Source organism: Streptomyces sp. NPDC033131, assembly GCF_055578365.1.
The window spans coordinates 18971-45461 of the sequence record NZ_JBVIPA010000028.1 but is presented as its reverse complement, the minus strand read 5'-3'; the positions used below and the strand labels follow the sequence as shown (position 1 = coordinate 45461).

The window sequence follows — 26491 nt, the reverse complement described above, 5'->3', positions numbered from 1 at the left end:
TGTGGTGCTGTCGTGCCGTGTGCCTGCGATGTGTGTCGGTGGTGGAGCGGCGGTCAGCCGACCAGCTTCGCCGCGAGCCGGCGGAGCTTCTTGCGGGCCGGCGACGGAAGCCTGCGTATGACCGGACCGCCGACGGCGCGCAGCCTGCGCCGGACGGCTGCCTTGCGCCGCCTGGTCAGTTCCGCCTGCACCAGTTCGGGATCCACCTCGGCCACATCATCGCCGAGACGCAGCCGCCCGCTGCCGTCGACCGTCGCCTCGCAGAGCGTGAGGGCCGGGTTCTTCTCCCCGTCCAGCCTCGCCGAAAGGTTCCAGCGGCCGGAGGGCACGGAGGTCGCGCGCTCGGGAAGGGCGATGTGGGCGCGCCCCACCACGTGGCGCACCTCGGAGGGCAGCGCGAACGTACGGCCGTCCGCGGAGCTCAGGACCAGCTCGGTCTTCATCGGCGCGGTCTTCGGCCGGGTGAACACATCGAGCCGGAGTTCCGGGCGGGTGCCGGGCATCCGCAGCACCGGCCGGTTCTCGAGATACGGCACCAGCTTCTTGCCGCGGCGGCCGACGTCGAGGGTGAGATTGCCGTGCGGGTCGGTGAAGTACGGAATGACCGGGCGGGCGGGGGAGCCGAGCAGGGCGGGGCGGCAGTCGGCGTCGACGTGCTCCGCGCGGTCGGCGCCCAGGCGGGCCTTGCGGACCACGCCGAGACCGCGGACCGGGACCCAGATGTCCCAGAAGCCGCGGGAGACCGGCCCGCGGCCCTTGACACCCTGCGGGCTTACCTTGCCGGTGCCGCGCAGGACGACCTCGCAGGCACCGTCACCCAGGTCCTCGATGGTGGAGGTGTACTCGGCGGGGCAGGGCCACTCGACGGCCGTCTCGCGGTTGCGCAGGGACATCTCGGCCTTGAAGCCGTTCAGCTCGTCCGTGACGTCGACCAGCTCGCCGTCCTCCAGCACGCCCTCGGTGAACTCCGGGTGCAGGAAGAACCGGCCGTCGCGGCGCAGCAGCTTGAGCGGCTCGCCGTTCTCACCCTGGACCAGCCGCGCGGTGACGCCGACGGCCAGCTTGCCGTCGGACTGCCAGGCGACGTTCTCGAGCCGGGCCGCGCCCTTGATGGAGGCCGCGAAGCGGGCGATCCGCACCAGGCCCTCACGGTCGTCGCGGCGCAGCAGCGTGGAGCGGACGCGGCTGAGCGCCCCGAGCCCGTCGTGTACGCCGTCCCCCATGAACTCCTCGGCCAGCGGCCGCACCGCGTCGCACATCTCGTCCAGGTAGGCGGCGTCGTACCTGAGGACGGAGGGCTCGCTGAGCCGGCCCAGCATCTCCACCCGGTAGAAGCGGCGGAGCAGCAGGTCCCGGAACTCTCCCGGCTCGGTGTTGCCGACGACGACGTCGAGTACCTCCCGGAGGTTTCCGTAGTAGCCGGCCGGGACGATCTTGGCGGATCCCGCGTTGTTTCCGTCGTCGCGCTTCGAGTAGTAGTAGCAGGTGTAGCTGCCGAGGATGGAGACGACCTTGGCGGGGAAGTACGCCTGCATCATGTACAGCTGGTCCTCCAGGCGCCGCTTGCCCTCGGGATAGGCGATGTTGTTCTCGCGCAGGAATTCCGCGCGGAACATCTTGTGCGGCGTGAGGCTGTCGTACAGCGGGGCGTCCCGGAGGTCGCATTTCTCCCGGTCCACGCGGAAGACGCCGTGCGGGACCCCGCGGAAGTTGCTGGCCACCTTGCCGATGACGATGTCGGAGCCGTTGCGGTGGCCCATCTCGTACATCCGGCGCAGCGCGTCGGAGGCAAGGTAGTCGTCCTGGTCGACGAACTGGATGTACTCGCCCGCGGCCTCGCCCACACCGATGTTCCTGGGTTTCCCGGGCCAACCGGAGTTCGGTATGTGAATCACCCGGAAATGCGGATGCTCCTTGGCCAGGGCGTCCAGCTCGGCGGGTGTGTCGTCGGTCGAGCCGTCATTCACGAAGAGAACTTCGAATTCATCGGACGGCAGGGTCTGCCTCAACAGTGAGTCAATGCAAGGCTGGATGTACTTACCTGGGTTGTACACCGGGATGATGACGCTCACCTTGGTCGGCATCTGCTGTACCTGTCTCCTGTCAAGAGGCCCTGTGGGGGGTGATCGTGGCGTGTACGGCGTGTGGCCGTAGTGTGTATGGCCGAACTCACAGAGTATCCACAGACCTTTTGGGTACACCCAAGGGTTTACGGAAGTCGGCGCGGCGCCCCCGCGGACCCGGGCGGGCCCGGTTTGACCAGCCCTGGGGCGGCCCGTAACCTTGACCCTCGGTGTGTCTCCGTACCCACCCACCCCTGAGCACCCACCTCCTGCTCGCCGAGCAGGGGAGGCCGCTCGTCCGCATCCGGATCATCGGGCCTTCGGGCCCGTGTGAACGGCTGGCATCAGGGGGTCCGTCCCGAGTGAGAGAGAGATCCGCGTGTACGCCATCGTGCGCAGCGGTGGTCGCCAGCACAAGGTTGCTGTCGGCGACATCGTTGAGGTTGACAAGATTTCCACTGCCAAGGTTGGCGACACCGTAGAGCTCTCTACGCTGCTCGTTGTCGACGGCGACGCCGTGACCAGCGACCCGTGGGTGCTGGCCGGGATCAAGGTCCAGGCCGAGATCGTGGACCACCACAAGGGTGTGAAGATCGACATCCTTCGCTACAAGAACAAGACCGGCTACCGCCGTCGTCAGGGCCACCGCCAGCAGTACACGGCGATCAAGGTCACTGAGATCCCCGCGGCTGCGAAGTAAGGGACTGAGGAGACATGGCACACAAGAAGGGCGCATCGTCCACCCGGAACGGTCGCGACTCCAATGCCCAGCGGCTCGGCGTGAAGCGCTTCGGCGGTCAGGTCGTCAACGCGGGTGAGATCCTGGTCCGCCAGCGTGGCACCCACTTCCACCCCGGCGCGGGCGTCGGCCGTGGCGGCGACGACACGCTGTTCGCGCTGCTGTCCGGCGCGGTGGAGTTCGGTACCCACCGTGGCCGCAAGGTCGTGAACATCGTTCCGGTCGCCTGATCGGAAGCTTTCGCGAGGCGGACCTCACTTCCCTCACGGGAAGCGGGTCCGCCTTTCGCGTGTTACCCCAAAGACAAACCCCTACGTATTTCCCAAGTGCTGGAGGCACCCCCCATGACCACCTTCGTGGACCGCGTCGAGCTGCACGTCGCCGCGGGTAGCGGAGGTCACGGCTGTGCCTCCGTACACCGGGAGAAGTTCAAGCCGCTCGGCGGTCCGGACGGCGGCAACGGCGGCCGGGGCGGCGACGTCATCCTGACCGTCGACCAGTCCGTGACCACGCTGCTCGACTACCACCACTCCCCGCACCGCAAGGCCACGAGCGGTAAGCCCGGCGAGGGCGGCAACCGTTCCGGCAAGGACGGTCAGGACCTCGTCCTGCCCGTGCCGGACGGCACCGTCGTCCTCGACAGGGTGGGCAACGTGCTCGCCGACCTGGTCGGGCACGGCACGTCGTACATCGCGGCCCAGGGCGGCCGTGGCGGCCTCGGCAACGCGGCGCTGGCCTCCGCGCGGCGCAAGGCCCCGGGCTTCGCGCTGCTCGGCGTGCCGGGGGGTGCGCAGGACATCGTCCTGGAGCTGAAGACCGTCGCGGACGTGGCGCTGGTCGGCTACCCGAGCGCCGGAAAGTCCTCGCTGATCTCCGTGATGTCGGCCGCCAAGCCGAAGATCGCGGACTACCCCTTCACCACCCTGGTGCCGAACCTGGGCGTGGTCACGGCCGGCTCGACCGTCTACACGGTCGCCGACGTACCGGGCCTCATTCCGGGCGCCAGCCAGGGCAAGGGCCTCGGCCTGGAGTTCCTGCGCCATGTGGAGCGCTGCAGCGTGCTCGTGCACGTGCTGGACACGGCGACCCTGGAGTCCGACCGCGATCCGCTGTCGGACCTGGACATCATCGAGGCGGAGCTGCGGGAGTACGGCGGGCTCGACAACCGGCCGCGGATCGTCGTCCTCAACAAGATCGACGTCCCGGACGGCAAGGACCTCGCCGAGATGGTGCGGCCGGACCTGGAGGCTCGCGGCTACCGGGTCTTCGCGGTGTCGGCGGTGGCGCACACGGGGCTGAAGGAGCTGTCGTTCGCGCTGGCCGAGGTGATCGGCGCCGCCCGGGCGGCGAAGCCGAAGGAAGAGGCGACCCGGATCGTCATCCGGCCCAAGGCCGTCGACGACGCGGGCTTCACCGTGACGCACGAGGAGGACGGCCTGTTCCGGGTGCGCGGCGAGAAGCCCGAGCGCTGGGTGCGGCAGACCGACTTCAGCAACGACGAGGCCGTGGGCTATCTCGCGGACCGGCTCAACCGCCTCGGTGTGGAAGCGGAGTTGATGAAGGCGGGAGCCCGATCCGGTGACGGTGTCGCCATCGGACCCGAGGACAACGCGGTCGTCTTCGACTGGGAGCCCACGGTCATGGCGGGCGCCGAGATGCTCGGCCGGCGAGGCGAGGACCACCGCTTCGAGGCACCGCGGCCCGCGGCGCAGCGCCGTCGGGACAAGCAGGCGGAGCACGACGAGGCGGCGCAGGAGTTCGACGACTTCGAGCCGTTCTAGCCGCTCCCGGCCACCGCGTCGTCCGGCGGTCCGCGTCGGCCCGGGCGGGGTCCGCGCACTGAACAGCCGTCACCGGTAAGACCCTCAGGACCCGTTGCGACCAACCCGCGTTCTTCGTGTGGTTCCCGTGTCGCAACGGGTCTTCTGTTGTCTCCCTATTTGTCATGCACGCGAACCCCGAGGTTCAGCGGGCGGACTGCCCGCGGGCGTGAGCTTCCCCTGTCGAAGAGACAAGCGAAGCAGGGGAGTTCGCCCGATGACCGGAGCAGTATCGCCCGACCGACGCCGCTTTCTGACCGCCGGTGCCGCCGTGCTCGGCGCCGCGGCCTCCGCCCAGCTGTGGCTGCCGAGCACCGCCCGGGCGGCCGAAACGCCGCTGCCCGAGGGCGTGTTCAGCCTCGGCGTGGCGTCCGGCGACCCGCTGCCGGACGGCGTCGTGCTGTGGACGCGGCTCGCCCCCGACCCGCTGAACGGCGGAGGTATGCCCGACGCGGTGGTGCCGGTGCAGTGGGAGCTCGCCGAGGACGAGCGGTTCGCAAGGGTCGTCCGGCGGGGCACCGCCCAAGCGCAGCCCGCATACGGACACAGCGTTCACGTCGATGTACGGGGACTGCGGGCGGGCCGCACCTACTGGTACCGCTTCCGCACCGGCGGACAGCTCTCCCGCACCGGCCGCACCCGCACCGCCCCCGCCCGGCACAGCTCCGGCGGCAACCTGAAGATCGCGCTCGCCTCCTGCCAGAACTGGCAGCACGGTTACTTCACGCCGTACGCCGACATGCTGGCCCAGGATCCCGACGTGGTCCTCTTCGTCGGCGACTACATCTACGAGTCGACGCCGTCGGCGACGGCCGTACGACGTCACGAGGGCACCGGAGAGCCGTACAGCCTCACCCAGTACCGCAACCGGTACGCCCAGTACCGCACCGATCCCGACCTCGCGGCGATGCACGCGAACGCCCCCTTCGTAGTCACCTTCGACGACCACGAGGTCGACAACGACTTCGCCGGCGAGATCCCGCAGGACCCGGCCAAGCAGCCCCACGACGCCTTCGTGGCCCGGCTGACCGCGGCCTACCAGGCGTACTACGAGCACATGCCGGTGCGCGCGACGGCGGTCCCGAACGGCCCGCACATCCGGATGTACCGCCGCCTGGAGTTCGGGCGGCTGGCCCGGCTCAACGTGCTCGACACCCGGCAGTTCCGCAGCGACCAGGCCACCAGCCAGGCGGGCGCCCAGGACCCGTCGCTGACCATGCTCGGCGCCGGCCAGAAGCAGTGGCTGCTCGACGGGCTGCGGGACTCGCCCGCCCGCTGGAACCTGATCGCCTCCCAGATCATGATGGCCGAGACCGACCTCCAGGTCGGTGAGGGCAAGCTCTGGTTCTACGACGCCTGGGACGGCTACCAGGCCGAACGCAACGCGTTGCTCAAGGAGTTCACAAACGTGCGCAACCCGGTCGTGCTCACCGGCGACCGTCACCTGACGATGATCAGCGACCTCAAGGAGGACTTCGCCGACCCGGACTCCGCCGTCGTGGGCGCCGAGTTCGTCGGCACCTCCGTCTCCAGCAACGGCGACCAGGACCAGGCCGCCTTCCACCAGCAGTGGGACCCGCGCCTGCCGGACAACCCGCACTGGAAGCTGCTCGACGCCCGCCGGGGCTACCACCTGCTCGACGTCCGCCGCGACGGCATCGACGCGCGGGTGAGGATCGTGGACACCGTGCTGAAGCCGCAGGCCACGCCCAGCACGCTGGCCCGGCTGCGGGTCGACGCGGGCCGGCCCGGTGTCCGGGTGGTGTGACAGTCCCGTGCGACCAGGCCGCATGAAGCCTGTGTGACGGGAGCCTGGGACTCATCCGCGTCCCAGGTCTTCCTCAGCGCGGTCTCAGGAAGCCCTCTTACCGTCCTCTGACCATGGAGACGGACTGTACGAGACACGACGATCCGGTGAACGCGGGGATCCGCCCGCTGCCCGCCGGCACCCGGCTGCTGCACATAGGCCCGCACAAGACCGGCACGACCGCGATCCAGGGCGCGCTGTTCGCGGCGAAGGACGCGATGCCCGAGCACGGCGTCGTCTTCCCGGCCACCACCAGGCACCCCATGGAAGCGGCCCTGGCCGCCTGCGCCCGCCCCGGCATGATGGGCGACGCCCGGCCCACCGAGCGGCACTGGCAGCGCCTGGTGGACCAGGTGGACGCGACCGGCTGGCGCACCTCGGTGATCAGCAGCGAGTTCTTCGCCGACGCCCCCGACGAGGAGACCGTCGCCCGGGTCGTCCGGGAACTCGGCGGCGACCGGATGCACGTCCTGATCACCCTGCGCCCGCTGGTGCGGATCATGCCCTCGCAGTGGCAGCAGTACGTGCAGAACGGCCTGCGCATGGGCTACGAGGACTGGCTGGAGCACATGCTCAGGAAGGCCCCGTACGAGAAGCCCAACCCCAGCTTCTGGCGCCGCCACCGGCACGACCGGCTGGTGGAACGCTGGGCCCGGGTGGCCGGACCGGAGCGGGTCACCGTGGTCGTGGTCGACGACCGCGACCGGGACGGCCTGCCGCGCACCTTCGAGCAGCTCCTCGGACTGCCCGCGAATCTCCTGAAGCCGGTTCCGGACACGGCCAACCGCTCTCTTACTCTCGCCGAGACCGAAATGCTGCGGAATCTTAATGTGGAATTCCGCGGCAATGGACTCCCCGACGAGCTCTATTCGCGGCTCGTCCGGTACGGCGCGGTGATGCACATGAAGAACACGTGCACTCCCGGTCCCGAAACCGTGAAGATCGGCACGCCTCGGTGGGCCGTCGAGGCCGCCGCCGGGATCGGCGCCGATGTGGCGGAGCGGATCGGCGGCATGGGCCTACGGGTCCTCGGCGATCCGGGCCTGCTGTCCGCCGTGCCCGAGCCCGCCGGAAAGACGGCCGCGGAGCCGCTGATCGCGCCCGAGACGGCGGCCCGGGCGCTCTACGGCGTGCTCGCCGCGGCCGCCGCGGCACCGGTCGGGCACACCGCGGCCGCGAAGGCGCGCACGGTTCACCAGACGTCCTCGAAGGAACTCGTGAGAGTGCTCGGGCACCGCTGCCTGAAGCGGCTTCGGCGCCGCTGAGTCCCTGTGCAGTTACTCACAGCAATTCCTTGGAGTCCATGGAAAGGTGTCTCTCTATCACCAGGAGTGCAAGGTGAATCACAGGTTGCGCGCACATATGCGGTGGACGGCGCTCACCTTGCACTGCGGTAACCCCAAGTGGGACCATTTCCACGTTCCCTGTCGTCCCGAGGTAGGTCACCTGTGTCCCAGCACTCCGCCAAGCCCCGTACCACCGCAGTGATCCTGGCCGGTGGCACCGGCCAGCGTGTGGGTCTTTCGATCCCCAAGCAGCTGCTGAAGATCGCCGGCAAGGCAGTCATCGAGCACACCCTGACCACTTTCGAGAAGGCCGACTCGATCGACGACATCATCGTGCTGATGGCACCGGGCTACGTACCCGACATCGAGAAGATCGTCGCCAAGGCCGGGTTCAAGAAGGTCAAGAAGATCATCGAGGGTGGCGCCACCCGGAACGAGACCACCGAGCGCGCCATCGCCGCCCTGGGCGAAGGTCTGGCCGACGGCGAGGACGTGAACGTCCTGTTCCACGACGCCGTGCGCCCCCTGCTGTCGCGGCGCGTCATCGACGACTGCGTCACGGCGCTCGAGCGCTTCCAGGCCGTCGACGTCGCCATCCCGTCCGCGGACACCATCATCGTCACGCGCACGCACGGCGACGACGGCGAGTTCATCACCGAGATCCCGGACCGCTCCCGCCTGCGCCGCGGCCAGACCCCGCAGGCATTCAAGCTGTCCACGATCCGCCGCGCCTACGAGGTCGCCGCCGGCGACCCCAACTTCCAGGCCACGGACGACTGCTCGGTCGTGCTCAAGTACCTGCCGGACGTGCCGATCCACGTCGTCGCGGGCGACGAGTACAACATGAAGGTCACTCAGCCCGTCGACGTCTTCATCGCCGACAAGCTCTTCCAGCTGGCCTCCACCGCCACGCCCGAGCAGAAGAGCGAGGAGCTCTACCGCGAACTCCTCACCGGCAAGACGGTCGTCGTCTTCGGCGGCTCCTACGGCATCGGCAAGGACATCGCCGAACTCGCCGAGGCCTACGGCTCCAAGGTGTACGCGCTCGGCCGCTCCACCACCGGCACCCACGTCGAGAACCCGGAGGAGGTCGACGACGCGCTGTCCAAGGCGTACGCCGAGACCGGGCGCATCGACTACGTGGTCAACACCGCCGGTGTGCTGCGCATCGGCAAGCTGGCCGAGACCGACAACGCGACCATCGAGGAAGCGCTGAAGGTCAACTACCTGGCTCCGGTGCAGATCGCCCGCTCGTCGTACAAGTACCTCTCCGAGACCAAGGGCCAGCTGCTGCTGTACACCTCCAGCAGCTACACCCGCGGTCGCGCCGAGTACAGCCTGTACTCCTCCACCAAGGCCGCCATGGTGAACCTGACCCAGGCCCTGTCCGACGAGTGGGCCGGCGACGGCATCCGTGTCAACTGTGTCAATCCGGAGCGCACCGCCACGCCGATGCGCACCAAGGCCTTCGGCCAGGAGCCGGCGGGCAGCCTGCTCTCCTCCGAGGCCGTCGCCCGCACCTCGCTCGACGTGCTGCTGTCCGAACTGACCGGACACGTCATCGACGTCCGCCAGCAGGACCCGACCGCGTCCGCCGGACAGGCGACCGGTTTCGAGCAGGCGCTGGCCAGTGTCCTGGATCGTCAGGACGGCGTGGCATAATCAACATCAATTAGTCGTCTGTCATTCAGGCCTCTGTGGCTGCCCGTTCGCGGAGCATTCGCAGGGGCCTGAATCCGTAAAATTCCCGGATCGTGCACAAGATTTTTTCCGGATTTTTTCGACTTTTACAAACCGGCCCCCCTCCAAGAGCAGGTTCCTCCGTGATAAGCACCGCTATTCGCGTCGCCCGGGTGGGCAGCGCGGCAGAGCTGGCCGCGGCGGCCCTCATGATCCTGGGCTACCCCGCCCTCATGCTGGCCGCGCTCGTCCCGAGCGTCCCCGCCTTCGCGGCCGCGACCGCCGTGACGTACCTGGCGGACCACTATCTGCACCGCAAGGGCAGCTATCTCATCAACCGCCTCAGCAAGGTGCGAGCCGGCCTGTCGATCCGCTTCCTGATCAGACAGCTCCTGTTGATCCTGCTGCTGGCCCGCCTCTCCCTCTCGGACGGCCTGGTCTTCTACGGAGCGACCGCCTGCTTCATCGCGTTCTACGGTCTCCAGGCCCCGCACGGCGCGCTGGTCACCCTGATCCGCAACCGCCGCCGGATGCCGGTCGCCACCCGCAACGTCGACCTGGCCTCGCGCGTGCGCATCCCGGACGCCCCGCCGCAGCGCCTGCTGAACCGCTCGGCCGAGAAGATGCTCCACCTCGACCTTGCGGCCGTGATCGGCATACTCGTCTCCGCCGCCCTGGACTCCGCCCTCGCCGGTTTCATCGGCATCGGCGTCACCCTGGTCCTCGGCTCCCTGTACGTCGCGGCGCTGCTGCCGTACGTCCGCGGCCGGAAGATCCCGCCCACCGCCGAGAAGGTGCTGGCAGCGGTCGACGACTGGCTGCGCGAGTACCGGCCGGAGACGGTGCTGTACTTCTCCGGCTCCAAGGACTCGGTGTACCAGGTCAACATGTGGCTGGAGACCATGGAGCAGCTGGACTCCAAGCCGCTGATCATCCTGCGCGAGCGGGTCATCCTGGCCAACCTGGCGCCCACCACGGTCCCCGTCGTCTGCGTGCCCGGAGGGGTGCACCTGATGAACATGGACCTGTCCAACGTGCGCGTCGCGCTGTACGCGGCGAACGTCGGCAAGAACATCCACCTGCTGCGCGTGCCGACCATGAAGCACGTCTTCATCGGCCACGGCGACAGCGACAAGCTGGCCAGCGTGAACCCGTTCAGCAAGGTGTACGACGAGGTGTGGACCGCCGGCCGCGCGGGCCGCGACCGCTACGCCATCGCCGACGTCGGTGTCCGCGACGAGGACATCGTCGAGGTCGGCCGCCCGCAGCTGGCGCCGATCAGGACCTGGCAGGGCGCGCCGGAGGGTTCCGGCGGCGACGCCGCCGACGGACACTGCCCCACGGTGCTGTACGCGCCCACCTGGGAGGGCTGGGACAACAACCCGGGCAACACCTCGCTCGTCCTCGCCGGCGAGAACATCGTGAAGAAGCTGGTGAAGGCCGACCCGCCGGTACGCGTCCTGTACAAGCCGCACCCGTTCACCGGCACCGTCAGCGCCGAGGCCGGTGCCGCGCACCGGCGGATCACCTCCCTGGTCGGGAAGGCCGCCGCCGCGCGCGCCGCCGACCCGCGCTTCACGACCGACGCCGCGGCCCAGGCGCAGGCCAAGGCGGAACTGGCCCGGATCGAGGCCCGGATCGCCGCGCTGGTCGGCAACGGCGGCGAGAAGGGCGACGAGGCCGAGGCCACCCGCGACGGCCTGGTCGACGTCAAGAAGCACGAGGAGATCGCCCGGCTGCGGGGCGAGTGGAACGACGCGTACTGGCGTTCCTTCCCCGGCTGGGAGCACCGGGTGGTCACGGGCGCCGAGCCGCGCCTGTACGACTGCTTCAACGTCTCCGACGCGATGGTCTCCGACATCTCCAGCGTCGTCTCCGACTTCATCGCGAGCGGCAAGCCGTACGCGGTCACGGACTCCGCCGAGCTCGGGGTGGAGGAGTTCAAGCGGCAGAACACCGCCGTACGCGCCGCGGTGATCCTGTCCAACAGCGCGGCCGAGCTGGGTGCGCTGCTCGACGCGGTCCGCGACCCCGCGGCCGACCCGCTGGCCGCGGACCGCAGCGAGCTGAAGCAGTACCTGCTGGGTCCGGACGAGCCGACGTCCATCGAGCAGTTCAACACCGCGGTGGCCAAGCTCGCGATCAAGGCCGAGACGCGCAACGCCGGCCAGGAACGGGCGGCGACCGGAGCGGCGGAGGCCGCGGAGGCCGAGGCGGAGCTGGCGAACGCGGTGCCCGCGCCGGGCACCGCGCCGGCCGGCGAGGCGGACGGTCTGACGGCGTGACCGTGCGCTGACGCGCCCTTGCCGAAAGGGCCCGGTTTTCGAGGGAGTGATCCTCGAAAACCGGGCCCTTTCGCGTATGCCCTGGTGTGTGCGTCGGTGCGGGGACCGGTGCCTGTGAACTGGCTCACGAAACGGTGATGCCGAGGCAACCGCTTGCCGAGGCCGCCCGTCTATCAAGTAGCCAATGAGGCGATACGGGGGAAATGTTCTGTGCATAGGGGGAAGTGTGACCGTGACGCAGCCTGATGTGAGCGTGATCATCGGGGCGTACGAAGCGATGCCGTACCTGGTCGACTGCCTCGCGTCCGTGGAGGCCCAGACCATCGGCCCGGAACGCATCGAGGTCATCGCGGTCGACGACGGTTCGAGGGACGGGACCGGGGAGTACCTGGAGGAGTTCGCGGCCCGCGCGGCCATGCCGGTCACGGTGATCCGGCAGGACAACTCCGGCGGCCCCAGCGGCCCGCGCAACGTCGGCCTCGGCAAGGCCGCCGGGCGGTACGTCTTCTTCCTCGACGCCGACGACCGGCTCGGCCCCGAGGCCCTGCGGAGCATGGTCGCCATGGCCGACGAGAACGGCACGGACGTCGTCCTCGGCAAGGTCGAGGGCGTCAACCGGTCCGCGCCGAAGTCGATGTGGGGCAGCTCGGTGGGGCGCACCGACGTCTTCTCCTCCAACATCAAGTTCACCCTCAGCGCGCAGAAGCTGTTCCGCCGCAGCCTGCTGGAACGTCACGGCATGCGCTTCGACGAGTCCCTGTGGACCGGCGAGGACGCCCTGTTCACGCTGGAGGCCTATCTGCGCGCGGACGGCGTCTCCGTGGTCGCCGACCACACCTGCTATTACCTGGTGGGCCGGGAGGACGGCAAGCACGTGACGAAGAGCGGCGGTTACGCCCTGCGCTTCGACTCCGCGCGGGCCCTGATGACGCTGATCGCCGACATGCTCCCGCCGGGCCCGAAGCGGGACGTGCTCATGGTCCGGCCCTTCCTCGTCACGCTGCTGCCGCAGTTCGGCCCCCGGTACCTCAAGGACGGCGAAGAGGTCCGGCGGCACAAGTTCGAACTGGCGAAGCCGCTGATGGACGCCTACTGGAACGAGAACGTGGCCCGCCGTCTCAGAGTCCACGAGCGGCTGCGGCTGCACCTGGTCGCCACCGGGCGGCCCGACCTCCTCAAGGAGGTCGTGGAGTTCGTGCGGGCGAAGAAGGAGGCGTCGGCCGTCCTGGAGAAGAAGGGCCGCCGCCTCTACCTCGCCTACCCCCACTTCCGCGACCTCTCGGCCGGCATACCCGACTCGGTCTACCTCGCCGACGCCCGGGAGGCGCGCACCTTCCCGGGCTATCGCGAGGGCACCGTCGACAGGTTCGTGCGACGGGCGGCACGCAAGGTGCGGCAGGTACTGCCGGCCCGGGACGGCGCGCCGGGCGGGCGGGCCGCGGCGGCCTGATTCCCCGGGCAGGTCACGCGGACGGTGTGGCGGGCTCGGCGACGGTCTCGTGCCGCTGCCCCGGAAGCTCCGACGCCAGCCGGGCCGCCATCCGCACCTGGTGCCGCCGCGCCGCCGCGCACAGCTCCCGGGCGGCCTTGTTGAAGAGCACCTGTGAGGACGGCTCGTCCGGTCCCAGCAGGTGCCGCTTCAACTCGGCGCGGGCCTCGGCCAGTTCGTCCTTCTCCGGATGCCGTACGGCCGCCAGCAGCCCCGGCACCCCACCCGCGTCCGGCGCCAGCACGGTCGCCGCCCGTACCGTCGGGAAGGCCTCGCGGAACGTCTCCTCCGGCAGCCCGCCGGTGTTGGCCACCGCGTACGGCTTTCCGCTCGCCAGGAAGTCGCTGACCACGCTCGACACGTCACTGACCAGCAGATCGGCGCGGTTGAAGCAGGCGTACAGCGCGGGCCTGACGTCCGTCACGACCTGGTGCTCCCACTCCGGCAGCGAGGCCCAGTACGCCTCCTCCCAGGCCTCCGTCGCCCGCGCCACCGCCTCGGCCCGCCCCGGCTCGGGCGTGGACTGCAGCAGCATCCGCTCGACCTGGTCGGCGGCGGACCGGCAGTCGGTCGAGATGAGGGCGTCCAACTCCCTCGTACGACGGGCCAGTTCGCCGTCGTCGACGGGCCGGGCGCCGGTCCGCTCCCGGTTCGCCGCCCGGACCAGCTCACGGATGCGCAGGTCCGCCTCCCCGGCACGCGGATCCACGGATCCCGTCAGCGGGTGCGGCTTGTACAGCAGCCGTACGCCCGGATCGGCCAGCAGCGCCCGGACGAGGTTCTCGCCGGCCTGGATCACCGACGTGTTGCCGGGGTTGCCGTCCCAGCCCTCCCAGGTGGGCGCGTACAGGACGGTGACGTACGGCCCCGTCGGCGGGCCCGCGTACGGCCGTACGGCGTCCAGCTGCGGGCGGCCGATCTCCACCACGTCCTTGTCCTCGACGCCGACCTCGGCCAGCGCGTAGCGCTCGCGCGCCGCCGGACCGGCCACCCACACCTCGTCGTACGCCTTCGCGTACGGGTTGCACGAGGACAGCTTGTCGCTCTCGCCGTGGTTGACGAAGGTGTGCTTGAGGGTGGGGATGCGCAGGACCTGGGAGGTCTTGCCGGAGTTGGAGGGGTGCACGAGGACCTGGAGCGTGGACTGCTCCAGGCGCATCAGTGTGGACACCTTCGGCAGGCAGACGATCGGCACGTCGGTCGCGGCGATCTTCTGCACCATGAAGCGTTCCCGCAGCACGATCAGCGGACGGCCCTCCAGCTGCGCGAGCGGCTCCAGCCACATGTTCGCCTGGTACGCCGAGGAGGCGCCGCCGGAGAAGTAGAGGCCGATGGTCGGCCGGTACTCGGCCAGCCATGCGTCGAACCAGTCGACCGCCTCCTGCTCGCCCACCGGACGGCGGCTCGGCAGCAGCCGTACCAGAAGGTCGAACAGGCCCATCACCGCGAGCCCGAGGGACAGGGCGATCCCCAGGGCCGCGCAGCGCAGGTCGTCGGTGGCCACCGTGGCCAGCAGGCCCGCCGTGGACGGCAGTCCGAAGACCAGCAGGCGGTGGCCGGGGCGGCGCAGCAGGACGGGCGGGGCCGGGGACAGACGCAGCGCGGAGGCGTCGATGTTGCGGGTGACCACCGGCAGGGTGCGGGTGCGGCGGACCAGGACGGAGAGCGCCTGGATCGCGCAGTGCAGCGTGTAGAAGGCGAGCAGGCCGGCGACGAGCGGGGCGTAGACCGTCTCCCGGTTCTGCTCGCCCAGCCGCAGCAGACCGAAGACCAGCAGCAGGTCGCGCAGCACGTGCCGGACGGTGAGGTCGGCGTGCGACTTGGCGAGCACCGTCACCATGCCACGCTGCCACCGGTGCAGCGCGCCCTCCGCCGCCACCGAGGCGACGGTCGCGACGAGCAGCAGCGGAAGGTGGGGAAGGAGCGCCCCGACGGCCTGGACGGTGAAGGCGGCCGCGAACAGGGCGGTGAGCAGCGCGCGGGGCGCGTGCCGGCGGAGGAGGAGCCCGGTCGGGGTCGTCAACCGGGCGCGGAACAGCCCGGCGAGCCGACGGGGGCGTTCCGCCGTCGCCCGGCGAAGCCGGAGCCTCGCCATGCGGCGGCGGGGGAGGGGTTCAGACACTGCGGTCACTCCAAGGTTCGGCGCAGGACGTCGTGCGCCCGGGTTAACGCCCGTCGACCACCGGACGACACGCACGTGTCCGACAGCCCTGGAGTGACGCGGGGCGCGTTACCCCCGCCCCGACCCGATCACCTTCCGGATCGGCCTGCCCACCATCCGCCGCGCCCGCCGGTACACCGATGTCTGGGCTCCGGTCGCCGTCGCCCCCGACCGGGCCCGCGCCAGCTCCCGCTTCAACGTGTCGTTGTCCTTGGCGAGTTCGTCGATACGGCTGTGCAGCCAGCCGAAGCGCGTGGTGAGCGAGGTGAGGTCCGAGTCGTTCCAGGGGCGGATGCCGGCCGGGAAGGACAGCGAGCGCATGCGGTCGTCGAAGGCGGTGCCGCCGTCGCCGTGCGTGAAGGTGTTCTGCAGGCCGTTGCGGTCGAGGAACTCGGTGAACCGCTCGAAGCGCTCGTGGTGGCCGCTGACCAGACCCGTGAAGTCGGCCTCCTCGTACAGCCGCGCCGGGTCCAGGTCGGCGGGCAGCTTGTTGATGAGGCGGTGCGGGATCTCGAAGTAGCGGCACAGCTCCAGCGTCCGCGAGTCACCGCACAGCACGGTCGCGGGCGTGCCCGCCAGCAGGGCGGCGATGTTGCCGTGGATGCGGGAGCCGAAGGAGAAGTCGAAGGCGCGCAGGTCGTCGACCCAGGTGACGGGGTCGACGTAGACCCGGACCTTGCCCTCCCTGTACATCGGGTGGTCGGGATGCGTCGGCATCGACGTCACCCGGCCGTTCGCGTCGGACAGGTCCCGCCAGTGCAACTGCCGTGCGTCGCTGATGTTCTGGCCGATGAAGCGCAGGTGCGGATAGCGCTCGTGGGCACGGCGGATGATCCGGTCCAGGCCCTGCTTCTGCACCGCGTTGTGCGAACCGTTGACCGCGACGCGGGAGTCGGCGGTCAGCGCCGGCACCCGCTTCTGCACGGCGAGTTCCTTGCCGTAGAGGAACAGTGACGGACAGCCGATCACCTCGACGTCCCGGAATCCCATGTCCTTCAGGTACTTCTCGGTGAACTCGCCCCGCACCCCGATCGAGGCGCTGCGGTCGAGCACCGCGGAGACGAACTCGCGCACCGACGGCTCCATGGCCTTCAGCCGTGCCGGGTTGTAGTCGAGCCCGGACTGCGCACCGACGCCGACCACCACGACCGGGATCCGCAGCTTGCCGATCAGCCGGGTCAGCCGCTTCAACTGCGTCTCGAACGACGGCCGGAAGGCGTTCGCCAGCGGGACGACGAAGGCGTCGAACTCCTCGTTGATCCTTCCGGCCGCGGCCACCTCGGTCCTGATCCCGTTGGAGACGACCTCGGTCCCCGGGACCTCGAGAATCTTGTGGGTGGCGTCACTGAAGATCAGGTTGCCGGAGTTGGTGGCGATGACGTCCTGGTCCAGGGCCTCCTCGACGGGGACGACATCGTAGGGGCTCTTGCCCGACCTCAGGAGTATCCGCTTCGAGCGGCGAACATTGTGCGACACAATCTTCACTGTAAGTTTTGCCAGACTTTAATTTCTATAAGCAACCGGCACAACCTTTTTGCCGTATGCGAAGCGTGAGCGGCGGGAGCAAACAGTGACGTGGGTGGTGGCGCGGGACACCGTCCCGGGGGCTGGACCGACGCGCGCCGCCCGCCCCCGTTCGCGTAGATTGCGCAGCAGCCGAGGTGCGAGGGGACGGAACGCAAGGTGGCAGGGGCAAGGCAGGCTGTGAGCGAGGCCCGCAGGATCGTCGTCAAGGTGGGTTCCTCGTCGCTGACCACCGCCTCGGGCGGCCTGGACGCCGACCGGGTCGACGCGCTCGTCGACGTCCTCGCCAAGAGCCGCAGTGGCGGTGAGAAGGAGATCGTCCTCGTCTCCTCCGGCGCCATCGCCGCAGGTCTGGCCCCGCTGGGGCTGCGCCGCCGTCCCAGGGACCTGGCCCGCCAGCAGGCCGCCGCCAGCGTCGGCCAGGGGTTGCTCGTCGCCCGCTACACCGCCTCCTTCGCCCGCTACGGCGTGCGCGTCGGCCAGGTGCTGCTGACCTCCGACGACATGAGCCGGCGTGCCCACCACCGCAACGCCTCCCGCACCCTCGACAAGCTGATCGCCATGGGCGCGCTCCCGATCGTCAACGAGAACGACACCGTCGCCACCGACGAGATCCGCTTCGGGGACAACGACCGGCTCGCCGCGCTCGTCGCCCACCTCGTCCACGCCGATCTGCTGGTGCTGCTGTCCGACATCGACGGCGTGTACGACGGCGACCCCAGCAAGCCGGGCACCTCGCGGATCGCGGAGGTGCTCAGGCCCGCCGACCTCTCCGGGGTGGACATCGGCAGCGCCGGCAAGGCGGGCGTCGGCACCGGCGGCATGGTCACCAAGGTCGAGGCGGCCCGGATCGCGGCCGCCGCCGGCATCCCCGTCGTGCTCACCAGCACCGTCCACGCCGCCGACGCGCTGTCCGGCGGCGACACCGGCACCTACTTCCACCCCGCCGACAAGCGCTCCGCCGACCGGATGCTGTGGCTCCAGCACGCGTCCACCCCGCAGGGCTCGCTGACCCTGGACGACGGGGCGGTACGGGCCGTCGTGGACCGGCGCAAGTCGCTGCTGCCGGCCGGGATCGCCTCCGTCGAGGGCGAGTTCACCGCGGGCGACCCCGTCGAACTGCGGGACGGCGAGGGGCACGCGGTGGCCCGCGGACTGGTCAACTTCGACGCCAAGGAGATCCCCCGGCTGATCGGCCGCTCCACCAGGGAACTCGCCCGGGAGCTGGGGCCGGCGTACGAGCGCGAGGTCGTGCACCGGGACGACCTGGTGATCCTGCACCCCTGAGAACCGGGCTGCCGCACCCGAAGGGGAGGCGTCACACCCCGACACGGGGCCGTCGCACCCGGAAACGCGGACATCGCATGCGGAAACGTGGCCATCGCACCCGAAAACTTGGGCGTCGCGTCCGAAAACGGGGTCGCCGTACCCGAAAACGGGGTGAACGCCCTGACAAGCCCGTCGCCCTCAGGTGGACGTTCCGCAAAACCGCCACGCGGACGCCCCCGGCCTGCTCAACTTTGTCCCAGGGACACGTTCCGCAGGACCACGAGCACGAGCACTGCTCGGCCATGGATGGGGTAAAGGAGGCCGTCGTGAGACGAGTGCGCCCTGGGGCGTCGGCGGCCCGCGGGGATACCGGCGGTGCCTCCTCGCGCGCGGTCGGCGAGGAGCGCGCCCTGACGAGCGTCGCGGCCGGCGACCGCTACGAGGAGCCGGAGGACCTGCCACGCCTGTGGCACGTCACCCTCAGCGTCTCCGGCAAGGAGGCCCCGCTGAAGGAGGTGCGGCGCGGCCTCGAACAGCTGGCCCACGACCACCCCTTCCTGCTGACCAGCCGGTACGCCAACGACCACGCGGAGATCCGCTACTGGGAAGAGGCCCGCGACCTGCACGACGCGGCCGCCGTCGCCCTGCGGCTGTGGGGCGAGCACCGCCAGACCGCCAAACTCCCGCCCTGGGAGATAGTCGGCCTTGAGGTCATCGACCGTGAGACGTACCACCTGCGCATCGCCGAGGGGTTCGGACCGGCCCCGGCGACACCGGTCGGGGTTCACCCCTTTTGACCCCGTCTCGCGGTGTGGAATGCGCGGTGGACGCGCCCGCCCGGCGCACTACGCTTCCCTTATGACCACGCTTTCGCCGTACGACTCGATGTCCCCGGTCACCCAGGCCGCCTACCGCGCCAAGGCCGCCGCCGCCGACCTCGCGCCGCTGCCGCGGGCCGACAAGGACGACGCGCTGCTCGCCATCGCGGACGCGCTGGAGGTCCGTACGAGCGAGATCGTCGAGGCCAACGCCAAGGACATCGCCAAGGCCCGCGAGGCCGGCACCAGCGAGGCCGTCATCGACCGGCTGACGCTGACGCCGGAGCGCGTGCGGGCCATCGCCTCCGACGTGCGGGACGTCGTGGCGCTGCCCGACCCGGTCGGCGAGATCGTCCGCGGCTCCACCCTGCCCAACGGCATCGACCTGCGCCAGGTCCGCGTCCCGCTCGGCGTCGTCGGCATCATCTACGAGGCCCGCCCGAACGTGACGGTCGATGCCGCAGCCCTCTGCCTGAAGTCCGGCAACGCGGTCCTGCTGCGCGGCTCGGGCTCCGCGTACGAGTCGAACAGCGCGCTCGTGCGGGTGCTGCGCGACGCCGTGGGCGGGGCCGGGCTGCCCGCCGACGCCGTGCAGCTGGTGCCCGGCGACAGCCGCGAGAGTGTGCGCGAGCTGATGCGGGCCCGCGGCCTGGTCGACGTGCTCATCCCGCGCGGCGGCGCCTCCCTCATCCAGACCGTCGTCGCCGAGTCGATCGTCCCGGTCATCGAGACCGGCACCGGCAACTGCCATGTCTACGTCGACGCGAACGCCGACCTCGACATGGCGATCGACATCCTGATCAACTCCAAGGCGCACCGCGTCAGCGTCTGCAACGCCGCCGAGACGCTCCTCGTCCACCAGGACATCGCCCCCCGCTTCCTGCCGCGGGCCCTGGACGCCCTCGCGGCGGCCGGAGTGACCGTGCACGCCGACGAGCGGGTGCTGGCGTACGCCAAGGACTCCAAGGCCACCGTCGTCGAGGCCACGCCGGAGGACTGGGAGACCGAGTACCTCTCCCACGACATCGCGGCGGCCGTCGTCGACTCCCTGGACCGGGCCGTCGAACACATCCGCCTGTGGACGTCCGGCCACACCGAGGCCATCGTCACGACCTCGCAGCAGGCCGCCCGCCGCTTCACCCAGCTGGTCGACTCCACCACGGTCGCGGTCAACGCCTCCACCCGGTTCACCGACGGCGGCCAGTTCGGCTTCGGCGCCGAGATCGGCATCTCCACGCAGAAGCTGCACGCCCGCGGCCCGATGGGTCTGCCCGAGCTGACCAGCACGAAGTACATCGTCACCGGCGACGGGCACGTACGGCGCTGAGGCGCACGACCAGGCGCCCGACACGGCACGGGCGCCCGGCACACACGTCGGGCGCCCGTGCCGTGCGCGGAAGAGACGTCTGATCAACCGGATGAATTTCCATACCGTCTGCCCAAATTGATCCCCCCGGTCTACTCTGGATCCGTGCCGGAGGACGTGGGGGGCACGCCGTTCCCTGACGGCTGGGAGCCCGACGACGACCACGACCGCGGAGTGTCGGACGAAGAGTTCGCCTCCGTGGTCTTCGACGAGGCCTTCGTGCGGGCGGCCGTGGTGCACGAGCCGACCGCCGTCGAGCGCCTCCTGGCCGCCGCGCAGGCCAGAGCGGAGGCCTCCGAGGCCGAGGCCCGCCGGGCAGCCCTCGGCAGGGGCGAGCGCTACGAGGACGGGTACGGCCACGACGGCCCGACCCGCTACGGCCATGACCCGGAACTCGACGACCTGGACGACGCCGACATCCTCGAAGGCCGCCACGGCACCGGTACGTACGGCAAGCCGGCCCGCTGGCACCGCCCCGTCGCCTGGATCCTCGCCCTCGTCATGGGGATCGGCATGGTCGCGCTCGCCTTCGCGGCGGTCTACCGCAGCGCCTCCTCAGGCGGGGAACCGGTTCAGCCGCCCGCCTCGACCGGCCTGGAACAGGGCAGCGCGGCGGCGCCCTCCGCCTCCGCCGACTACTCCCAGCCGGCCGTCTCCGCGGTGCCGCGCACGCCCTGACGCGGGTCAGGGGCCCGTCGCCGGTCCTGGTGAGAACCTGTCAGAAGTTGGCGCGCAGCGAGGCGTTTACCCGAGCGCCCGGCGACCTACTCTGAAGATATGGGAGGGCCTGGAAACCCACCTGAGGGGGCACCCGAGGGCGGCCCCGGAGGTGGAGAGGACGAATACCGATCCGTCGTCTTCGACGAGTCGTTCGTGAGGGCTGCCCGCCTCCAGGAGTTCTCCGCGCAGGAGCGCATCGCCGACCACGCCCCCGCGGTACGCCGTCGGCCCCCGCTGCGCCGCGGCCTGTCCCGGCAGGCGCTGGTGCTGGTCCTGCTGATCGCCGTCGCCTTCGGCACCGCCGTCTACATGGGTGTACGGCACCCCTACCAGGCACCCGCCGCCCGGCAGCCCGTCGAGCCCCTGCGGATGACCGTCATCCCGCTCGCCCCCGAGGGCAAGGTGCCCGGGCACACCGACCCCGCGTACCTGTACGAGCACAGCCCCGCCGCCCAGTACCGCATCGGTGCCGAGGGGATACCGCTGCCCGCCTCCCGGCGTACCGCGCACTTCTCGGACAGCCAGGTGGTCGCCGCGCTGACCACCGCCAAGGACTACATCGTCCGGTCCTCGCTCTACCCGGAGGTCCTCACCGGCGAACAGGTCCGTCCCGTGCGCGTCCTGCTCGACACGGACCAACTCGACCAGTTCGACGAGAGTTTCGACCGCCCCGCGGCCGACGGACGGCACGCTCCCACCGGATGGCTGGTGCGCTTCGACCCGTCCCGCGCCGAGCTGGCCGACCGCAAAATCCGGGTTCAGGGCACTCTCCAGGCCGCCGAGACCGACTCGTCCACACTCGAGGTCACCGCGGACCACACCTTCGTGTACGCGCTACGGCCCCCCGGCACCGGCGACAAGGCCGAGGCGTCCTTGTTCACCGTCCGCCGCGAGCTGCACTTCCGCTTCGACACGGAGGACCTGCGCCTGCACACGGCCCAGCTCGTCGTCTCCTACGTCCAGGCCGGGCCCCTGTCCTGCGCCGAGGACTCCACCGGCCACCTGCGCCCGCTGCTCGCGGGCCAGACCGCCAAGGAAGGCGGACCGGCCGGCACGGACCCCTACGCGACGGGCGGCGCCACGGCGCTGTGCGGGTCGCTGGCGACGAACGCGCAGCCGAAGGTGTGAGCAAAGCCGGGGCGGATGGCCTGAGGGTGTGAGCAGCCGACGGGCCTTCCGGTGGCCTCCGTGGTCCCGTCGGCTGCGATGAACCCTCGGTCAGACGTCGTCCCTGGGGGGTGTGTCCGTCCCGCTCCCGTTCGCCGGGCCCGGCCTGTCCGTCGGGTCCGTCGGCGGCTGGTCCTGCGGTGCCGAACTCGCGAAGCCGCCGAAGCCGCGCCGCACCCTTCCGCCCAGGTCCCCGGCCCCGCCGGCGAGGTCGCTGACCAGCTTCATCAGCGGGTCCCTGGAGGTCTTGACGTGCGTGGCGTAATGCGACGCCGACTCCCGGAAGGAGTCCGAGACCGAGGTGTCCTTGTCCTCGCTGCGCCGCGGGTAGTGGCCGTCCATGATCCGCTGGTGGTCCCGGGACTCGGACCACTTCTTCAGCTCGGCGGCCCGGATCGTGGTGAAGGGATGGGAGCGGGGCAGCACGTTCAGGATCTTCAGCACGGAGTCGCGCAGGTCGCCGCCGGCCTCGTACTCCTCGGCCTGCTGCAGGAACGCGTCCACGTTCATCTCGTGCAGGTGGTTGCCGCCGGCCAGCTTCATCAGGCCACGCATCGAGGCCGTGAGGTCCTGGCCGACCAGGAGGCCCGCGCGGTCGGCGGACAGCTCCGACTTGCGGAACCACTCGCGCAGCGCGGTCACGATCCCCATGATCGCCAGGTTGCCGAGCGGGATCCAGGCCACCTTGAGGGCGAGGCTGGTCAGGAACAGCAGGATGGTGCGGTAGACCGAGTGGCCGGACAGGGCGTGCCCCACCTCGTGCCCGACCACCGCCCGCATCTCCTCCTCGTCGAGCAGTTCGACCAGGCCCGTGGTGACGACGATGATCGGCTCGTCCAGGCCGATGCACATCGCGTTGGGCTGCGGGTCCTGGTTGACGTACATCGGCGGGACCTTCTCCAGGTCCAGGATGTAACAGGCGTCCCGCAGCATGTCGTTGAGGTGCGCGAACTGCTGGTCGGAGACACGCACCGAGTCGGAGAGGAACAGCAGCCTGAGGCTGCGCTCGGGCAGCAGACCGCTGAGCGCTTTGAAGACCGTGTCGAAGCCGCTCAGCTTGCGCAGCGCCACCAGGGCGGAGCGGTCGGCCGGGTGCTCGTACGCACGGGAGGAGATTCCCGGGAAGCGCCTGCGCTGCCTGCTCGGCACGTTCTCGTGCCCGTTCTGCTGGTGGCCGTCGGACATGTCTTCCCCCATGTGCGTGTGAGTGGCCCTTTGCGGACCTTTGTGCGGTCCTTTGCGCCCCCGAAGCAGAGCCCAGCCTAGGCGGAGTTACCGTGGACGGGCACTACAGCGAGAAGGAGTTCCGCGCCATGGAGCACAACCCCCGGGCCGCCTGGTTCGCCCAGGCCGCGTACGCCGCCGAGCAGCAAGGGGCCGGGAATCTGCTCCGGGTCGTACTGATCGTGATGGCGCTGGGCTGTGTGCTGACCGCGTGGTTCCTGCTGCGGGGGTACAAGCGGAAAGACGAGTGAGCCGGGGTGAAGGTTCCCAATGGCGGAGTCGGCGTGATCGGCGTCGGACCGCCCGCTTACCATGGGCCGACGTCTTTACTCCGCCCACACCGGATAGGTCCTGCCGAAGATGAGCTTCCACAGCACCGCTGCCCAGTTGGTCACCCTCGCCGCCGAGGGCGAAGAGCACGGTGGCAACCACGAGAGCCTCGACCCGCTGGTGACCGGCGGCGCCGCCTTTCTCATCCTGATGCTTCTGCTGTGGATCACCACCCGTTTCAACCGCGACCGCTGAGGCACCCGGCGCCCATAGCAGGGCACTCCGGGCATCCTCCGACCGGCGCCCTCAGGCTGGGCCGGTAGGGTCTGCACGCATGGGAGAGCAGGACATGCCTACCGGTCCGGCGAACGACACGCCGAACGGCACGGAAGACCGCCCGGTGAACGGTGTCGGCAACCGTCCGTCGAGCGCCCTCGGCAACGGACCGTCGGGCTCCGGCAAACGCCGTCTCGGTGTCATGGGCGGAACGTTCGACCCGATCCATCACGGGCACCTCGTGGCTGCCAGCGAGGTCGCCGCGCAGTTCCACCTGGACGAGGTGGTGTTCGTGCCGACCGGCCAGCCGTGGCAGAAGAGCCACCGCAAGGTCTCCCCGGCCGAGGACCGCTACCTGATGACGGTGATCGCGACCGCCGAGAACCCCCAGTTCTCGGTCAGCCGCATCGACATCGACCGCGGCGGCGCCACCTACACCGCGGACACCCTGCGCGACCTGCGCGCGCTCAACCCCGACACCGACCTCTTCTTCATCACCGGCGCCGACGCCCTCGGCCAGATCCTGACCTGGCGGGACGCCGAAGAACTGTTCTCCCTCGCGCACTTCATCGGGGTCACCCGGCCGGGCCATGTCCTGTCCGACTCCGGCCTCCCGGAGGGCGGAGTCTCGCTCGTCGAGGTCCCCGCCCTCGCCATCTCCTCCACCGACTGCCGGGCGAGAGTCGCCAAGGGCGACCCCGTCTGGTATCTGGTGCCGGACGGAGTCGTGCGTTACATCGACAAGCGCGAGCTGTACCGCGGCGAGTGAGCCGAGAGGGGCACCGGTGAACGACCGATACGACGCGGGACACGGCGGCAACCACGACGACCGGTACGAGCTCGTCGGCTACGACGAGTACGGCCGGCCGATGTACCGGCCGGTCCTGCCGCAGCAACAGCAGGCCCCCCAGCAGCCGTACGACCCGTACGCGCAGCAGCAGGGCTACGGCTACGACCCGTACGCCTCGGGCGGGCAGCACCCGGCCCCCGCGTACGACCCGTACGGCACCGGCCGCCAGGCACCCGTACCGCCGCCGTACGACCCCTACGGCACCGGTGTCCAGCAGGGCGGGCCGGCGCCGTCGTACGACCCCTACGGCCAGACCGCCACCAGCGGTCAGCAGCCCCGCGTCGCCGAACAGACCGCCTACATCCCCCAGCAGGCCGGTCCGGCCGCGGAAGCGGACGCCGCTGGGCGGCGCCACCACTCCGGCGCCGACGAGGTCCACCGGCCCGACGGCGAACGGGAGTTCCACACCGAGCAGTTCGCCTTCGTCGAGGAGCCCGACGGCGACTCCGAGGACGTCATCGACTGGCTGAACTTCACCGAGAACCGCACCGAGCGCCGCGAGGAGGCCAAGCGCCGCGCCCGCAGCCGTCTCGTCGCCCTCGTGGTGGTGCTGGCGCTGGTCGCGGTCGGCGGCGCCGGCTACCTCTGGTACGCCGGGAAGCTGCCCGGACTGTCCTCCTCCCCGGACACCAAGACCGGCACGGCCACCGCCGTCGGGGCCCAGAACCGCGACGTGATCGTCGTCCACCTGCACAACACCGCCCAGGGCGGCACGTCCACGGCGCTGTTCGTCGACAACACCACCACCAAGCAGGGGACCACCGTCCTGCTGCCCAACTCCCTCGTCCTCACCGACGACGACGGGTCCACGACCACCCTCGCCAAGTCGGTCGAGGACGACGGCTCCTCCGGTACCCGCGACTCCCTCGACGGTGTCCTCGGCACCGACATCGAGGGCACCTGGCGCCTCGACACCCCCTACCTGCAGAACCTGGTCGACCTGGTCGGCAACATCGAGGTCGACACCAACACCGACGTGCCCGACCCGGAGGCCAAGAAGGGCGAGGCGCCCCTGGTGAAGAAGGGGAAGGCCCAGACGCTCAGCGGCAAGACGGCCGTCGCCTACGCCACCTACCGCGCCTCCGGCGAGGCCCAGAACGCCCAGCTGGAGCGGTTCGGCCAGGTCATGCAGAGTGTGCTGCGCAAGCTGTCCTCCGACCCCACGGCCGCGACGACCACCGTGCAGACACTGGCGCAGATCCTCGACCCGTCGCTCACCGACAAGGACCTCGGCACCTTCCTCGCCAAGCTCGCCGACCGGGCCAAGGGCGGCGACTACAAGACCGCGCTGCTACCCGTGCAGACCGACGGCACCCTGAGCGCGGCGGCGAGCGACAGCGTCGTCAAGGACGTGCTCGGCGGTACCGCGAAGAGCCCCGACAAGGACGCCGCGGTCAGCGTCTCCGTCCAGAACGCCACCGGCGTCAAGGACAACACCGAGAAGGCCCGCGTGGTCCTCCTCAACGGCGGCTTCAGCTTCCTGGAAGGCGGCACGGCCTCCTCGGCCCGGGCCACGTCCAAGGTCGTCTACGCCGATGCCGCCGACAAGGAGAACGCCACCGAGGTCGCCAAGACCCTGGGTCTGGACGACGGCTCCGTCACCAAGGGCAAGGTCTCCGGGAGCGCGAACGTGGCCGTGGTCCTCGGCCAGGACTACGAGCCGGGCTCCTCCTGACC

At 70.2% G+C, this 26491-nt stretch carries 21 protein-coding genes; 17 read left to right on the top strand and 4 right to left on the bottom strand.

The window, feature by feature from the left end; genetic code table 11:
- Positions 1-53 precede the first annotated feature (53 nt).
- Positions 54-2084 carry a glycosyltransferase family 2 protein gene (locus ACZ5XS_RS30150; protein ID WP_468656575.1) on the bottom strand — a complete coding sequence of 677 codons (2031 nt, stop codon included), beginning with the start codon at positions 2082-2084 and terminating at the stop codon, positions 54-56.
- Between the two features lie 358 nt (positions 2085-2442).
- Here ACZ5XS_RS30150 and rplU point away from each other — a divergent pair, with 358 nt between their 5' ends.
- The 8 genes from rplU (at position 2443) to ACZ5XS_RS30110 (ending at position 13130) form a co-directional block, all read left to right on the top strand.
- Positions 2443-2763 carry a 50S ribosomal protein L21 gene (gene rplU, locus ACZ5XS_RS30145; protein ID WP_006374708.1) on the top strand — a complete coding sequence of 107 codons (321 nt, stop codon included), beginning with the start codon at positions 2443-2445 and terminating at the stop codon, positions 2761-2763.
- A 14-nt stretch (positions 2764-2777) separates the two neighbouring features.
- Positions 2778-3032, top strand: a complete 255-nt coding sequence (gene rpmA / locus ACZ5XS_RS30140; protein WP_217239943.1) for a 50S ribosomal protein L27 — start codon at positions 2778-2780, stop codon at positions 3030-3032.
- A gap of 114 nt (positions 3033-3146) precedes the next feature.
- Positions 3147-4583 (top strand): GTPase ObgE, encoded by a 1437-nt coding sequence (gene obgE / locus ACZ5XS_RS30135; protein ID WP_468656572.1) that lies wholly within the window; start codon positions 3147-3149, stop codon positions 4581-4583.
- Between the two features lie 256 nt (positions 4584-4839).
- On the top strand, positions 4840-6390 hold the full coding sequence (locus tag ACZ5XS_RS30130) for an alkaline phosphatase D family protein (RefSeq protein WP_468656570.1): 1551 nt from the start codon (positions 4840-4842) through the stop codon (positions 6388-6390).
- Positions 6391-6503: 113 nt separating this feature from the next.
- Positions 6504-7694 (top strand): hypothetical protein, encoded by a 1191-nt coding sequence (locus tag ACZ5XS_RS30125; RefSeq protein WP_468656569.1) that lies wholly within the window; start codon positions 6504-6506, stop codon positions 7692-7694.
- A 183-nt stretch (positions 7695-7877) separates the two neighbouring features.
- Positions 7878-9377, top strand: a complete 1500-nt coding sequence (locus ACZ5XS_RS30120) for an SDR family NAD(P)-dependent oxidoreductase (protein WP_468656567.1) — start codon at positions 7878-7880, stop codon at positions 9375-9377.
- A gap of 191 nt (positions 9378-9568) precedes the next feature.
- Positions 9569-11680 carry a hypothetical protein gene (locus ACZ5XS_RS30115; RefSeq protein WP_468656706.1) on the top strand — a complete coding sequence of 704 codons (2112 nt, stop codon included), beginning with the start codon at positions 9569-9571 and terminating at the stop codon, positions 11678-11680.
- Positions 11681-11906: 226 nt separating this feature from the next.
- On the top strand, positions 11907-13130 hold the full coding sequence (locus ACZ5XS_RS30110) for a glycosyltransferase family 2 protein (protein ID WP_468656565.1): 1224 nt from the start codon (positions 11907-11909) through the stop codon (positions 13128-13130).
- A 13-nt stretch (positions 13131-13143) separates the two neighbouring features.
- Here the strand turns inward: ACZ5XS_RS30110 and ACZ5XS_RS30105 are convergent, their stop codons facing one another.
- Positions 13144-15264 (bottom strand): hypothetical protein, encoded by a 2121-nt coding sequence (locus ACZ5XS_RS30105; protein ID WP_468656704.1) that lies wholly within the window; start codon positions 15262-15264, stop codon positions 13144-13146.
- Positions 15265-15399: 135 nt separating this feature from the next.
- Positions 15400-16806: a polysaccharide pyruvyl transferase family protein gene (locus ACZ5XS_RS30100; protein WP_468656563.1), complete on the bottom strand. Its 1407-nt coding sequence runs from the start codon at positions 16804-16806 to the stop codon at positions 15400-15402.
- Positions 16807-17034: 228 nt separating this feature from the next.
- On the opposite strand from ACZ5XS_RS30100, the gene proB reads away from it, so the two are divergent.
- The 5 genes from proB to ACZ5XS_RS30075 all read left to right on the top strand — a co-directional run bounded on the left by proB (position 17035) and on the right by ACZ5XS_RS30075 (position 22155).
- Positions 17035-18141, top strand: coding sequence for a glutamate 5-kinase (gene proB / locus ACZ5XS_RS30095; protein WP_468656561.1), 1107 nt, complete (start codon positions 17035-17037; stop codon positions 18139-18141).
- 317 nt (positions 18142-18458) lie between these two features.
- Positions 18459-18920, top strand: a complete 462-nt coding sequence (locus tag ACZ5XS_RS30090) for a hypothetical protein (protein WP_468656702.1) — start codon at positions 18459-18461, stop codon at positions 18918-18920.
- Between the two features lie 61 nt (positions 18921-18981).
- Positions 18982-20268, top strand: coding sequence for a glutamate-5-semialdehyde dehydrogenase (locus ACZ5XS_RS30085; RefSeq protein WP_468656559.1), 1287 nt, complete (start codon positions 18982-18984; stop codon positions 20266-20268).
- A gap of 144 nt (positions 20269-20412) precedes the next feature.
- Positions 20413-20985, top strand: coding sequence for an SCO2584 family spore wall biosynthesis protein (locus tag ACZ5XS_RS30080; protein WP_468656557.1), 573 nt, complete (start codon positions 20413-20415; stop codon positions 20983-20985).
- Positions 20986-21084: 99 nt separating this feature from the next.
- Positions 21085-22155, top strand: coding sequence for an SCO2583 family membrane protein (locus ACZ5XS_RS30075; RefSeq protein ID WP_468656555.1), 1071 nt, complete (start codon positions 21085-21087; stop codon positions 22153-22155).
- Between the two features lie 90 nt (positions 22156-22245).
- Here the strand turns inward: ACZ5XS_RS30075 and ACZ5XS_RS30070 are convergent, their stop codons facing one another.
- Positions 22246-23391, bottom strand: a complete 1146-nt coding sequence (locus tag ACZ5XS_RS30070) for a M48 family metallopeptidase (RefSeq protein ID WP_468656553.1) — start codon at positions 23389-23391, stop codon at positions 22246-22248.
- Between the two features lie 80 nt (positions 23392-23471).
- Between ACZ5XS_RS30070 and ACZ5XS_RS30065 the strand changes: the two genes are divergently transcribed.
- The 4 genes from ACZ5XS_RS30065 (at position 23472) to ACZ5XS_RS30050 (ending at position 26489) form a co-directional block, all read left to right on the top strand.
- Positions 23472-23669 (top strand): hypothetical protein, encoded by a 198-nt coding sequence (locus ACZ5XS_RS30065; RefSeq protein ID WP_468656710.1) that lies wholly within the window; start codon positions 23472-23474, stop codon positions 23667-23669.
- A 109-nt stretch (positions 23670-23778) separates the two neighbouring features.
- Positions 23779-23943 (top strand): hypothetical protein, encoded by a 165-nt coding sequence (locus tag ACZ5XS_RS30060; RefSeq protein ID WP_217239932.1) that lies wholly within the window; start codon positions 23779-23781, stop codon positions 23941-23943.
- A 79-nt stretch (positions 23944-24022) separates the two neighbouring features.
- Entirely contained in the window at positions 24023-24733 is a 711-nt protein-coding gene (gene nadD, locus ACZ5XS_RS30055) for a nicotinate-nucleotide adenylyltransferase (protein WP_468656551.1), read from the top strand.
- 16 nt (positions 24734-24749) lie between these two features.
- On the top strand, positions 24750-26489 hold the full coding sequence (locus tag ACZ5XS_RS30050; protein ID WP_468656549.1) for an LCP family protein: 1740 nt from the start codon (positions 24750-24752) through the stop codon (positions 26487-26489).
- Positions 26490-26491 lie beyond the last annotated feature (2 nt).

What these genes read in the sequence shown, in the direction of transcription:
- ACZ5XS_RS30150 (WP_468656575.1), bottom strand. Translation starts at nt 2,084, where the DNA reads ATGCCGACCAAGGTGAGCGTCATCATCCCGGTGTACAACCCAGGTAAG.
- rpmA (WP_217239943.1), top strand. Translation starts at nt 2,778, where the DNA reads ATGGCACACAAGAAGGGCGCATCGTCCACCCGGAACGGTCGCGACTCC.
- obgE (WP_468656572.1), top strand. Translation starts at nt 3,147, where the DNA reads ATGACCACCTTCGTGGACCGCGTCGAGCTGCACGTCGCCGCGGGTAGC.
- ACZ5XS_RS30130 (WP_468656570.1), top strand. Translation starts at nt 4,840, where the DNA reads ATGACCGGAGCAGTATCGCCCGACCGACGCCGCTTTCTGACCGCCGGT.
- ACZ5XS_RS30125 (WP_468656569.1), top strand. Translation starts at nt 6,504, where the DNA reads ATGGAGACGGACTGTACGAGACACGACGATCCGGTGAACGCGGGGATC.
- ACZ5XS_RS30105 (WP_468656704.1), bottom strand. Translation starts at nt 15,264, where the DNA reads ATGGCGAGGCTCCGGCTTCGCCGGGCGACGGCGGAACGCCCCCGTCGG.
- ACZ5XS_RS30085 (WP_468656559.1), top strand. Translation starts at nt 18,982, where the DNA reads ATGACCACGCTTTCGCCGTACGACTCGATGTCCCCGGTCACCCAGGCC.
- ACZ5XS_RS30075 (WP_468656555.1), top strand. Translation starts at nt 21,085, where the DNA reads ATGGGAGGGCCTGGAAACCCACCTGAGGGGGCACCCGAGGGCGGCCCC.
- ACZ5XS_RS30070 (WP_468656553.1), bottom strand. Translation starts at nt 23,391, where the DNA reads ATGGGGGAAGACATGTCCGACGGCCACCAGCAGAACGGGCACGAGAAC.
- ACZ5XS_RS30060 (WP_217239932.1), top strand. Translation starts at nt 23,779, where the DNA reads ATGAGCTTCCACAGCACCGCTGCCCAGTTGGTCACCCTCGCCGCCGAG.
- nadD (WP_468656551.1), top strand. Translation starts at nt 24,023, where the DNA reads ATGGGAGAGCAGGACATGCCTACCGGTCCGGCGAACGACACGCCGAAC.